General features: G+C 51.5%; 11 protein-coding genes. 5 read left to right on the top strand and 6 right to left on the bottom strand.

The window, feature by feature from the left end:
• Nucleotides 1–57: 57 nt before the first annotated feature.
• From GRF59_RS18465 to acnA, 6 genes are all read right to left on the bottom strand, one after another.
• Nucleotides 58–2,049, bottom strand: coding sequence for a S9 family peptidase (locus GRF59_RS18465; protein ID WP_160499199.1), 1,992 nt, complete (start codon nt 2,047–2,049; stop codon nt 58–60).
• Between the two features lie 126 nt (nt 2,050–2,175).
• Entirely contained in the window at nt 2,176–3,810 is a 1,635-nt protein-coding gene (locus GRF59_RS18460; protein WP_160499198.1) for an alpha/beta hydrolase family protein, read from the bottom strand.
• An 80-nt stretch (nt 3,811–3,890) separates the two neighbouring features.
• On the bottom strand, nt 3,891–4,988 hold the full coding sequence (locus GRF59_RS18455) for a DUF1648 domain-containing protein (RefSeq protein ID WP_160499197.1): 1,098 nt from the start codon (nt 4,986–4,988) through the stop codon (nt 3,891–3,893).
• Nucleotides 4,988–5,386: a GntR family transcriptional regulator gene (locus GRF59_RS18450; RefSeq protein ID WP_160499196.1), complete on the bottom strand. Its 399-nt coding sequence runs from the start codon at nt 5,384–5,386 to the stop codon at nt 4,988–4,990. Before GRF59_RS18450 ends, GRF59_RS18455 begins: the two co-directional genes overlap by 1 nt.
• A gap of 222 nt (nt 5,387–5,608) precedes the next feature.
• On the bottom strand, nt 5,609–5,749 hold the full coding sequence (locus GRF59_RS18445) for a hypothetical protein (protein ID WP_160499195.1): 141 nt from the start codon (nt 5,747–5,749) through the stop codon (nt 5,609–5,611).
• Between the two features lie 304 nt (nt 5,750–6,053).
• On the bottom strand, nt 6,054–8,768 hold the full coding sequence (gene acnA / locus GRF59_RS18440) for an aconitate hydratase AcnA (RefSeq protein ID WP_160499194.1): 2,715 nt from the start codon (nt 8,766–8,768) through the stop codon (nt 6,054–6,056).
• 181 nt (nt 8,769–8,949) lie between these two features.
• Here acnA and GRF59_RS30040 point away from each other — a divergent pair, with 181 nt between their 5' ends.
• The 5 genes from GRF59_RS30040 to uvsE all read left to right on the top strand — a co-directional run bounded on the left by GRF59_RS30040 (nt 8,950) and on the right by uvsE (nt 12,861).
• The gene (locus GRF59_RS30040) at nt 8,950–9,072 is read left to right on the top strand and encodes a hypothetical protein (protein ID WP_272915007.1); all 123 of its coding nucleotides are present in this window, start codon (nt 8,950–8,952) and stop codon (nt 9,070–9,072) included.
• Between the two features lie 142 nt (nt 9,073–9,214).
• Nucleotides 9,215–10,234, top strand: a complete 1,020-nt coding sequence (locus tag GRF59_RS18435) for an amidase domain-containing protein (RefSeq protein WP_160499193.1) — start codon at nt 9,215–9,217, stop codon at nt 10,232–10,234.
• A 71-nt stretch (nt 10,235–10,305) separates the two neighbouring features.
• Entirely contained in the window at nt 10,306–11,400 is a 1,095-nt protein-coding gene (locus GRF59_RS18430) for a D-alanine--D-alanine ligase (protein ID WP_160499192.1), read from the top strand.
• Between the two features lie 100 nt (nt 11,401–11,500).
• Nucleotides 11,501–11,821 (top strand): hypothetical protein, encoded by a 321-nt coding sequence (locus GRF59_RS18425; RefSeq protein ID WP_160499191.1) that lies wholly within the window; start codon nt 11,501–11,503, stop codon nt 11,819–11,821.
• Nucleotides 11,822–11,859: 38 nt separating this feature from the next.
• On the top strand, nt 11,860–12,861 hold the full coding sequence (gene uvsE, locus GRF59_RS18420; RefSeq protein WP_160499190.1) for a UV DNA damage repair endonuclease UvsE: 1,002 nt from the start codon (nt 11,860–11,862) through the stop codon (nt 12,859–12,861).
• The last annotated feature ends 93 nt before the right edge of the window (nt 12,862–12,954 follow it).

Here is a 12,954-nt window from a genome sequence, read left to right as displayed (position 1 = left end):
AATTAGTAGCAGCGTCCTCACACGGATGATTCATTTTCTCTGACACGTTTGGACGAATTACCTCTCGATGTTCTCTTCAAACCAGCGCACGATATGGCTGAGACGTCTGGTACGCAGATGAGGGTTGCCGCTGCGGGACAGATTATGATCTGCGCCTGGGAATCGGATCAGCTGCGCCTTCTTTCCGAGCCGTTTCAAGGCGATGAACATCTGTTCACCCTGTTCAATAGGGCAGCGCATGTCCTGCTCGCCGTGAAGGACGAGGAGTGGCGTATTCACGTTCTTCACGTAGGCCAGCGGCGAATGCTTCCACAGCTTCTCTACATCATCCCATGGATTGCCCCAGATTTGATCCTCGGTAAAGTGATAGCCGATATCGCTGACGCCATAGAACGAAAGCCAGTTCGAGATAGAACGCTGCGTGACAGCCGCCTGGAAACGATCCGTATGACCGACGATCCAGTTGGTCATAAAGCCGCCATAGCTGCCTCCGGTCACGCCGAGGCGGGAGCCGTCGACGTATTCGAATGCATTCAAGACATAGTCCGTGAAATCCATCAAATCTTGATAATCACGCCCGCCGTAATCACCGCGAACCGTGTTCACATGCACCTGGCCATAGCCGTGTCCGCCGCGCGGATTCGTGTAGAAGACGGCAAACCCGGCAGCAGCGAGCAGCTGGAATTCATGCATGAACGTGTGGCCATACATGGCCTGCGGTCCGCCATGGATTTCGAGTACCGCCGGTACCTTGGTGCCTTCCTTGAAGCCGATCGGCTTCATGATCCAGCCCTGCATCGGCCAGCCGTCGCCTGTCGTAAACCGGAATTCTTCCGGCTCACTGAGCAGAAGCTCGCTCCAAAGGCCCGCATTGCAGTCGGTCAGGCGGGTCTCCTGGCCGCTGGACGAATCCATCCGGAACAGGTCTCCCGGATGCAAAGGATCTGCGGCCGCGATGACTAGATCACCGTCAGGCGCAAGTGCAAATTGATAAATCTCGCGGTCACCTCCGGCCATGATCTCGTAGTCCGAACCGTCGAGTGCGAAGCGGGCGACCTCGACGCGACCGTTCTGGCTGACCTGGATGTATACGGACCGTTGATCTGAACTGTAGACAGGAGGCGTCCCTGCACCGGAGCGCATATCGCTGACGGCGCTGTGGCCAAGCTGAATGTCCAAGTCCGTATATAATGCATGATAATTCCCGCCATCCGCAGGAATGAGGTAGATGCGGGTCAGCGTCGCGTAACCGCAGGACAGATCATCGGCGAGCATGAGAATCGACTCGCCATCAGGGGTGTAGCTGACATGTCCAATGCTGATTTTGCCGTCAGTAAGCAGGCGTGGAGCACTGCCTTCACGGTCTGTTACATACAGGTCGTTGGTAGATCTCAAATCGGCATCCGTTACGTCATCCGTAGGCAGCTCTGTCGTATATGCGATTCGTGCCCCGTCTGGAGACCAGCCGAATGCACCCACATCGAAGGCTCCGGATGTGATTTGTTTGCAGCTTCTGGCAGCGATGTCAAAAACGTATAAATGAGTTCTGCGGCTGTCCATCAGTCCGATGCCGTCTGCTTTGTAGCGGATGCGATCCACGATTTTTTCTTCAGGCAGTTTATCCTTATCCTTCGAGTCTACGGGCTCTTCCGTACCGTCAGGCGCCTCGGCCTTGAGCAGAAGGGCCGCACCATCCGGCGACCATTTGAACGCGCTTACACCATGTTTGAGATCAGTGACCGCTTGTGCTTCACCTCCGCGGGCAGGCAGCAGCCAGACTTGCCGCGCTTCGCCCTTTTTGCGGAGAAAAGCCAGCTGCGAGCCATCGGGGGACCAGTGAGGAGCTCCGTCCTGCTCACCTGCGGTGAACGGAACATCAGCGCTTCCATCCGGGTCAATCAGGCGGATTTGGGTTACATATCCATCATTCTTGCTGTTGACCGATTTCAGTATGTACGCAGTCGAACCGTCTTCAGGAGAAACTGCCGGGTCACTAACCCATTGCATGCGATGTAGATCCTCGGCTGTCATCACGCGTTTTTCACTCATTGAAATAGACCTCCCATAAAGAAAAATGAACACTAGCCTGTGGCTTGTGTTCATTATCCCAGAGATTGGATGGCAAATCCATCCCTCGGATGAAGCCGGGGGACATACTACAGCGTTATTTATTCTTTATTTACGCTTCTGAATCCAGGCGGCAATATCAGAGATGAGTTCAGAAGATACATTGGAGGGCTTCGCATATTCAGCTCCGGTAGAAATACCATCATAGTTTGCAAGCAGATGGTTCATTTTCGGATAAGATTTGAATTCGACGTCGCTGCGGTCTTTCAGCATGCTTTCCCACTGTTTAAATTGTTTCATGGTTACCTGCCAGTCATTTTCTCCTTGAAGGACCAGCATCGGTGTGTGCTGCGTCTGTGCGAGAACGGTTGGCTTGTAGTTCTTCTGCTCAAACCACCAGTAGGCAGGGGAGAGCGGGAAATTCTCAGGCATATGGTCCAGCGTATACTGCGGATCATTAACAAGATTGGCAATGCCGGTCCAGACCGCTGCCTGCTGTTCATATGGAGTCGTGTCCTGGCCCATTTCTTTGATGCGTGCCACTAGCTCCTGCTGCTGTTCGATCAGGGTATCCGCAAAACCCGAACTCGGGCCGGAGAGCAGAATGGCACCGGCAATATCATGATTCTGATCGGCATCGATAATCAGCGGCATGGCAAAGCCGCCTTGGCTGTGACCGGCAACAAAGACATGCTCTGCGTCTATCTTCGGTGTTTGTTTCAGCAGTTTGACTGCGGATATGGCGTCGTCCACGGTTTCCTTTTTCAGCGTGAACTTGGGATCGCTTGCGATCTTAAAGGTATGCTCATACGTAACCTTGTCATAGCGCAGGACTGCAATCCCTTTTGCAGCCAGGCCGACGGCCAAATCTCGAAGCGGCTTGGCAGCTCCGGTAGAGGTATCGCGGTCCTGAGGACCGGAACCGTGAACAAGAACGACCGCAGGGAATGGGCCATCGCCTTGAGGCAAGGTCAGGGTGCCTGGCAGGGCGAGGTCGCCAGTTCCAATACGCATCTCCTGTTCGGTATAGGCTGCAGGATTGTCATACGCCGGCTTTTGGTATCCTGCGGCACTGGCAGGGGAGAGAAGCATATCATCCACCAGCCCATCGGCACTCAGCCGGAGTGTGATATTTAGAGGGATCTGGCCCATTTGGACGGAGTAGGTTACGTTATGATGAACTGCGTTGTCCTGTTCTGTTTTGAGAGGCATGCCAGATACAGCTTTGCCATACAACTGCTCATAGTTGCTCCACAGCATATTCAGAGCTTGCACAGGCAGGGATTTTTTGAGCGTAGGGCTCATATAATCAGCGGCTTTCGTACCGTTGCCGGCTTGGAGCTCTTTGAAGAACGAATCTGCCTTGTTATCTGAATCAGATGAATCACTCATGCTGCCACTGCTTGCTGATGCATCCCCAAATATGCCGGGTAGAAAAGCTGCGGGGACCAGTGTTCTTCCAGCAACGAGGCGGACGGAGCCGCCTACCTGTACGGTTTTGCCGTTGAGTATTCCTTGAGTCTCGCCCGGAGTAATAACCAGTGTCTGGTCATCCTTATTCAGCGTGATGGTATGAGCAGATTGATCCCACTGAATCTGCACACCCAGCTTTTCGGCAATGTCGCGTACGGGTGTATAGGATGCTTCTGCTTGGGAGCCCGAGGCGGCAGCGACTACTGGTACGGAGAGGGCAAGAACGAGAGAAGCGGCTGCAACCTTGCTGATTTTCGAAAGCTTTTTCATGATTTACAATCCTCCTCGAAAGATGTTTAAGGCCTCTTTTATTTTGTTCTACCATGGATCTTCTCTTCAGGGAGAGTATATTACCCTGCAAAAAAGCCAACGGCAGTGATAACAACCAACGTAACTACGAATACCATCCAGGCCGCAGGCCGGGCGAAGTTCACTGTCCAGCCGATCCCCATCCGCTTTTCTACAAACAGGGCCGGGTCGTCAGGATTAAAATAGATAAAGCCCAGCTTCCAGAAACGGTCATCATTGACCGTGGTTGTACCTGTACCCCGACCATGCCCGCCAATGCGGCGGCCACCCTGTCCCGTGGTAAGCGAGAGAATTAATGCCATGATAACAATCAGGGCCGGCATCAGCAGCGTGACTAACATCAATATGCTTCCTTGAAGCTCAAATCTCATATTCAGCTGGATGAACGAAAGCATAAGCACCATGATCATGCCGGATACCGTGTTGAACATGGACCATCTGAGACGGAAGATCGCATTTTGCGCAGCGGATTGCTCCGGGTGATCGGGATTGATCTGTTGTTTGCTTTTGAGGATCGTCCGGTTGATGAACATAAACAGCGCAATCATGACTAGCTGCATCAGGTTGGGACCAAGAACGGTACGGATGGATTTTGCCACGGAGCGGGTAACCTCGCCCTCCCAATTGAATTTCATGGAAATACTTGCTGGAAAATGATCATAATACACCAGCGCGAGTCCCGCGCTTACGAGCATAACGCCGATATGGAGTATAAACCATTTGTTGGATATCGCCATTTTTTTGCTGCGGAACCGGGTGTCAATTGCAATTTTCCCGGTCTTCAGCATGGCTGGCGGCATAGAAGCTTTTACTTTTTTCATTTTCAAATAATAGGCCAGATTCATGATCATAGAGCAGACGACTGTCGCAATAATGTACGAGGACAGGACGTAAGGTTGGCCTGCTTCGTCCGTCATCATCAGCACGACCAGACATGCGGCGAGCAGCAGGGTATATAGTATTCCGCTGATCCAAGCAAACTGTTTGCGCATTTGGCGGAGCAAAGGGCTATGGTACATTTCTTCACTGACAGAAATGCCAAAACTGACGGTTTCCCTTGATAGAAACGGCATGGCAATCAGTGAGAGGGAGATCGGAATAAACATAACGACAGTCATTAAAGCGGATATCCAAAACATTAGGCATTCTCCTTTTCGCCGTGTGAAATGTCCTCATATAACGATTCTACGATTTGGAGCAGGCGTTCTTTATCCATGCTTCTGCAAATCGCTTCTGCGATCATCGGCCGGAACTGTTCGGCTTGCTTTTGTTCATACTCGGGAGTGATTCCCGGCATACCGTCAGGATTGACGACGACTCCCTTTTGCCGGTGTATCTGGATAAAACCTTCCTGCTTCAGCAATGTGTATGCTTTGTTAATGGTATGCAGGTTGACGCCGATATCCGAGGCCAGGCTCCGCACGGAAGGCAAATCTTCTCCAGGTTTGAGCTCTCCGCTGGCAATGCCTTCAATTATCTGGTTCATCAGCTGCGTATAAATGGGAAGGTCAGACTGCATATCCAAACGGATGATCATGTGAAGCCCCTTCTTTCAGCATTAGAATTAATGAGTTGTCTGTTATACTACAAATATAACAGATGGAACAATGTTGTGTAAATAGGATGGACATGCAGTCATAAAAAAAGAGCGTCTGCCTAAATGCAGTCGCTCTTTTACGATATGAATCTTATGGGTGGAAGGGGAAGCCACTCATAAGGAGGGATATGTGCGGTTCAGCGATTCCTTCATGTTAACAGGTTAACGTTTTTGACTCAGCTTCTCCGTAAGAACCTCTTTAAAGGTCATAGGCTTACTCATGGACGTATCCTTTTTAGGCGGCGCCGTGACCTGGGGTCTTGGATAAGCATGGTGAAAGGGCATCATTTGTGGAACATTCATCATCTACTCTTCCTCCCTTTTGCAGGTCCTTGTATTAGCAATATTCGCATTTCTAATTCGGTATATCTTATGTATGCAGGAACTGTTAAGAACCGGCTCTGATTCTCTTTACCCGCCTTGTAGTGCCTTTAAACGGATGATCCGATTTTTGGGAAAATGGTCATGCGATTTTAGGGCTGACGGATGAGGATAGGACCGCAGGGCTAATCATCTGAAAGATGCTACATAGACAACGAAAAAAAGGCATCCCGGAAGCCATTTTCATGGATCAGGGATGCCTTTTTTCAATCGTAATATTACGTGATTATTGATTAGCGATCATTTGACGAAGCACGGTTTGGAGAATACCGCCGTTATGGTAGTAATCCACATCGACCATGCTGTCCAGACGCGCTGTTACTTGGAATTCGAATTTAGTGCCGTCTTCGCGGATGGCCATAACAGTCAGGCTTTCACCTGGCTTCACGTCATTGCTCAGTCCAACGATATCGAAGGTTTCTCTGCCTGTCAGACCGAGGCTCTTCCAGCCATGACCTTCTTGGAATTGCAGAGGGAGAACGCCCATGCCCACCAGGTTGCTGCGGTGGATACGTTCGAAGCTCTCAGCGATAACCGCTTTAACGCCCAGGAGGAAAGTACCTTTGGCAGCCCAGTCACGGGAGCTTCCTGTTCCGTATTCCTTGCCTGCGATGACAACGAGGTTGCGGTCGCCATTTTGATACTTCATGGAAGCATCGTAAATGGACATGACTTCATCCGTAGGCAGGTAAGTCGTTACGCCGCCTTCCGTTCCAGGTGCAACCTGGTTACGAATCCGGATGTTGGCGAATGTGCCGCGCATCATGACTTCATGGTTACCGCGGCGGGAGCCGTAGGAGTTGAAGTCTTTGCGCTCTACGCCATGCTCTTTCAGGTAGAGACCTGCAGGGCTGGTTGGCGAGATATTGCCGGCAGGAGAGATATGGTCGGTAGTAACGGAATCTCCCAGCAGGGCAAGCACGTTCGCGTCTTTGATATCCTTGATGTCGTTCAGGTCGGTACCCAGGTTCTCGAAGAACGGAGGGTTTTGGATATAAGTGGAGTTTTCGTCCCACTCATAGAGTTCGCCTTCCGGAACCGGAATCGCATTCCAGCGTTCGTTGGCAGTAAATACGTTCGCGTATTTCTGACGGAACATTTCCGCGTTCAACGACAGGCTGATCGCATCCTTGATTTCTTCGGATGTAGGCCAGATATCTTTCAGATATACAGGCTCGCCCTTTTGGTCATGACCGATTGGATCGTTTTGCAGATCAATGTTGACGGTTCCTGCCAGTGCATAGGCAACCACGAGTGGTGGCGAAGCCAGGTAGTTGGCTTTAACCTGAGCATGGACACGACCCTCGAAGTTACGGTTACCGGACAGAACGGCACCTACGGTCATGTCGTTGTCGGCAATGGCTTGGCTAACTTCGTCCGGAAGCGGACCGGAGTTACCGATACAAGTCGCACAGCCGTAGCCGGCTACATAGAAGCCGAGAGCTTCCAGGGAAGTGAGCAGATCCGCCTTTTTCAGGTAGTCGGTTACAACCAGGGAACCTGGAGTCAAACTGGTTTTAACATAGCCAGGAACAGTCAGGCCACGCTCAACCGCTTTTTTGGCCAGGAGTCCTGCGCCCAGCATAACGCTCGGGTTGGAAGTGTTCGTACAGCTTGTGATCGCCGCGATTACGACAGCGCCGGTTCCCATTTCGCTGGTAGAACCATCTTTATGTTTTACGGTTACTTTTTCTTCGATTTTGGCATCACTCAAGCCGTATCCGCCTTTTTCAATCGGTGTACGGATGATGTCATTGAAGGCTTGCTTCATGTTCGTCAGCTCGATGCGGTCCTGCGGACGTTTCGGTCCGGCAAGGCTCGGTACGACGGAAGCCAGATCGAGTTCGATGACGTCCGTGAACTCAGGATCTTCCGTATTTGCGGTGCGGAACATGTTTTGTGCTTTGTAGTAAGCTTCAACCAGGTCGATTTGCTCATCGGAGCGGCCGGTGTTACGCAGGTAAGCCAGCGTTTCGCTGTCAACCGGGAAGAAGCCGACGGTAGCGCCGTATTCCGGTGCCATATTTGCTACGGTCGCACGGTCTGCCAGACTGATGTTGGAGAGACCAGGGCCGAAGAATTCTACGAATTTACCGACAACGCCTTTTTTACGCAGCAATTCGGTAACCGTCAGCGCAAGGTCGGTTGCTGTAGCGCCTTCAGTCAGGCTGCCTGTCAGCTTGAAGCCGATAACGTCAGGAGTTACGAAGTACAGTGGTTGTCCGAGCATGCCAGCTTCTGCTTCGATGCCGCCAACGCCCCAACCGACAACGCCAAGACCGTTGATCATGGTCGTATGGGAATCAGTACCTACGAGGGAGTCAGGGTAAACGACGGTTTCGCCGTCAATGGTTTTGGTTGCTGCAACAGATGCGAGGTACTCCAGGTTAACCTGGTGAACGATACCCGTAGCCGGCGGCACCGCACGGAAGTTGTTGAATGCTGTTTGAGCCCAGCGCAGGAAGCGGTAGCGTTCCTCGTTGCGTTCGAATTCGACTTCCATGTTATAGTTCAGCGCTTCGCTATTGCCAAATGCATCGACCATAACCGAATGGTCAATAACGAGATCAACCGGTACGAGCGGATTAATGCTTTTCGGATCTCCGCCTGCTTTTTTCACGGTGTCGCGCATTGCGGCAAGATCTACTACGACCGGTACGCCGGTAAAGTCCTGCAGTACGATACGGGCAGGAATGAACGGAATTTCCTTATTGTGGTCCAGACCTTCGTTCCATTTAGCCAGTTGATTAACATGCTCCTCGGTAATCGCGCGTCCGTCAAATTGGCGGATAGCCGCTTCCAAAAGCACTTTAATGGAGAATGGAAGCTTGGAAATGCTGCCGAGTCCTTGTTCTTCGAGAGCCTGCAGGCTGTTGTAACGGTAAGACTTTCCGTTTACTTCCAGACTGCGGACTGTGTTGAACTGATCCTTTGCTGTCATACATGTACCTCCTTGAGAATGTGGTCAGTGTGAACGTTTCAGTGGGATGGCTTTGGTGATAAGGGCAATCACTTTGCCGTTCCTTGTTTCACTAGATGAAACATAATTTCAAAATAGTGAGGTTTGTTTTTAGTATACCGTTTACAGGCCGGGGAGTAAAGAACTTTTTGCGTCTATTTATATGAAACGAAAGGATGGAATTACGGTCCCGAGAACATGCTTCAGAACACTCGAATCGTTGCAGTACCAATGGTTTGTGATCAAGGAAGCGATGATTATCATTCTTTCCCTTCTGCGTCTGTAAAAAACCTGGAATCAATTGCGGTTCATAGCGGCTCGTTTATGTTCATATATGTATTAATAAGAAGCCGTTTCATAAAGGTTCATGGACTGTTCTGCAGGTTGCAGCGGCTGCAAGTAACGGAAATGAGAGGGGAATAGAGCGGATGGAGAAGGAATGGAAACAGACACTCTACACCTATGTGAATCAATATAATCAGCATCAAATTGACTACAGATCGCAGCAAACGAAACAGGTGGTTACCGATCCCGCTTATTTAATGGAAAAGGCTCAGCGTTCCTCGCGTCTCTCGCAGTGGTACACTGAGCGGGGAGCCCGCCCGCTGCGCAGCGAAACGAGGGCCAAGCTGCTGCGGACAATCCAGAATACACCGGATCAGGCCGTCATTGACGTGCAGCTGTATGTGCAGCTTTTTTATGAAAAGGGCGGGGTCAATCATATGGAGGAGATCATCCAGCGGGAGCGTCTCACGCTTATTCGCGACGGAGATGACTGGGTGATTGTGTCCGTAGAGCATCTGACACCCGAGAAGCATCCGGTGGCTGCAGGCATGAATGTGCCGGGAGGAGCGCAGGATTATTCTTATCAGCAGCCAAGCAGCGGTCCGCAGCCGTATTTGAACTCCTACGTTCTCCAGGGCGGCGGCATCGGCCGCAAGTCCATCCGGTACCGGCGCGAGGAGGCGGCGGCTTATGCGGATAAATGGTGGAATTCCTTTAATCCGGAGTTTGCGGAATTCGACGTGGATTGCACCAGCTACGTCTCGCAATGTCTCTTTGCAGGGGATGCGCCAATCAACTATACTGGTAAAAGAGAAACGGGCTGGTGGTATAAAGGATATGTAAGCAGCAAGGAATGGTGGAGCTACAGCTGGGCCGTGTCCAATGCATTGGCCAGATATCTCACGGCAAGCACGTGGGGAATCCGGGGTGAGATCGTGGAGCGTCCCGAGCAGCTGATGCTGGGTGATCTCATTTTCTACGATTGGGACGGAGACGGATCCTTCCAACATTCGACAATTGTGACCGCTTTCGATGCCGGCGGGCAGCCGCTCGTCAATGCGCATACGGTCAGCAGCAGGCACCGGTTCTGGGACTATAAGGATTCCTACGCATGGACCGAAAATACCGTATACCGTTTTTTGCATATCCCGGACTACTTCTAGAGCGTTATAATGATTAAAGAGTACGACAGCAGGAGCAGCCTGCAATACAGTGAAAAAGAAAGAGGTTTGGCATGGGGAACAACAAAACAACCGTAGGCCTTGTTTACGGCGGCAAATCAGGCGAGCACGAAGTGTCGCTGCAGACGGCTTATGCTGTTATGAACGCCTTTGATTACGATAAATACGAGCTGATTCCGTTCTATATCACCAAACAAGGGGAGTGGAGAAAGGGCGGTACGCTTTCCGCACCCCTCGAGAAGCTGGAAAAGCTGAAACTGGAGCATGACAGCGAAGGAACCGAAGGAGCGCTTAGCGCCATCTTCAGCCGCTTGTACGGCGGAGAAGCAGCGGTAGACCTGATGTTCCCGCTTCTTCACGGAACCTTCGGCGAGGACGGTACCATTCAGGGCCTGTTTGAAATGGCAAACGTACCGTACGTAGGCGCAGGGGTACTAGCGTCCGCGGCTGGAATGGATAAGGTCGTGATGAAGAAGCTGTTTGCACAGGCAGGGCTTCCGCAATGCGGCTTTTGCTATTTTACCAAGTCCCAGTGGGAACAAAGCAGCTTTAATCTAATCGTGGGCGTTGAGGACGATCTGGGCTACCCATGCTTCGTAAAGCCGGCTAATCTTGGATCGAGCGTCGGGATATCCAAGGCCAGAAATCGCGAGGAGCTGGAACGTGCGGTCGAATTGGCATTCCGCTATGACGTGAAGGTTATTGTTGAGGAGTTTGTGGATGCCCGCGAGGTGGAAGTGGCCGTTCTGGGCAATCAGGAGCCCATGGCTTCCGTTCCGGGCGAAATCGTCTCCTCTGCAGATTATTACGACTATGCAGCAAAATACACCGACGGTCAATCGGAAATGGTCATTCCGGCCGCAGTAGATCCGGAGGTAGCCGACCGTTTGCGTGAAGCGGCACTCATAGCTTTCCAGGCGATTGAAGGCAGCGGAATCACGCGGGCTGACTTCTTTCTCCGCAAGTCCGACGGAGCGATTCTGATCAACGAGGTCAACACGATGCCGGGCTTTACGCCGTACAGCATGTATCCGCTCTTGTGGCGGGAGACGGGCCTGAGCTACCGCGCGCTGCTGGACCGGATGATCGAACTGGCTATGGAGCGTTACGAAAGCAAGCAGGCACTTAACTACACCAACGAACCGTAAGCTTTAGCATCTGAGAAGATATGCATGATTTCAAGAGGTGTCCGGCCGGCGCAGCAAGAGGCCCGGGCACCTTTTAAATTCTGAAGAGGAAGGTGCATAGATGGGATTTCAAACCGAATTCAACTCCGTATGCAAGTTCAAAAGTGAGCAGGAGCTGTACGAGCTCATGGAATACGGCCGCGGCAAAATGGTCAAACAGGGCTTTCGCGTCTTTCCTACCGGTCAAAAAGTGATTGCTTACACGCCGGAAAACGTGGCGGTAGCCATCGTTAAGATTGTGGGCTGCATCGCCGAGATCAACTTTCAGGGGCAGGAAGTTACCGAGGTTGAAATGGAGCTGATTCGTAAGCTGAATGAGGAAGAGTCACGGATTCAAACGGATTTGGCTTATGAAATGTTTTTTGGGGAACAACATCCTTAAGGGCTTTCTAACTTGAGACCATAAGGAGTAGAGAAATCATGATCGTCAGGTTCGGCTATGTGGCCATGTCTATGCTTATCAAGGACTCATCCCCTTCCAAAACAATGACGATGGCGAGCTTCAGCAAACTGAATGACCGGGAAGCGGCCATTCGCAAGCTGGAACGGATCGCAGAGGGGAATTTGCACAACACGCTTAGACTGCTGAAGCATAATAACGGCAATGACATTCAGCTGTACCGGTTTTCCTCCAAGCTGATTCCCCTGGCAACCCACGATGACTTAAAGGAATGGGACCCGTTCGTGGCGTTGGAGGGTGCTTTTGCCGAGGTTGGAAAGTATGTGCGTGAACATGAGATGCGAGTATCCTTTCATCCGGATCATTTTACCGTGCTTAGTACGCCCCGGCAGGAGGTTCTGCAGAACTCCATCCGCGATTTGCGTTACCATGTAAAAATGCTGTCAGCGATGGGGCTGAATGCAACCGCGAAGAATAATATTCATATCGGCGGAGCGTACAAGGACAAGCCATCGGCTGCCGGACGGTTCAAGGAGCACTTTGCCCAGCTGGATCCGGATATTCAGGAGAGGCTGACACTAGAGAATGACGATAAAACATTTACGGCTGTTGAAACGCTGGAGGTATGCAAGGCGACCGGGCTGCCCATGGTGCTGGACATCCATCATCAATGGATCAATAATGACGGGGAGAAGCCTTGGGAGATCTGGCCTGATATTCTGCAGACATGGACAGGGGCGCTGGCTCAGGCCGATGCCGAACCGGACAAGCCGCTGCCGCCTAAAATCCATATTTCCAGTCCGAAGAGCGAGAGCGATCCGCGCAGTCATGCCGACCTGGTTGATCCGGCTCCTCTGCTTGCTTTCCTGAGGGAAATCGCAGGCATTACGCCCGCGATTGATGTAATGATTGAAGCCAAGAACAAAGATGTCGCCTTATTTCACTTGATGAAAGATTTAGCTGGTTATTCATCGGAGGGGATTAAGATACTGGATGGGGCAAGTATCGAAATTTCAAGCTAATCCGATAGAATCGGTGACGAAATGTGCATTTGTCCGGAGGCAGCTGCGGGTTTTGCCCGGAGCCGCCAATTCGGGCGAAACTTTAAATCTCTC

Source organism: Paenibacillus dendrobii, from assembly GCF_009807035.1.
GTDB classification, from domain to species: domain Bacteria; phylum Bacillota; class Bacilli; order Paenibacillales; family Paenibacillaceae; genus Paenibacillus_AQ; species Paenibacillus_AQ dendrobii.
This window is presented reverse-complemented; position numbering and strand designations above follow the sequence as displayed.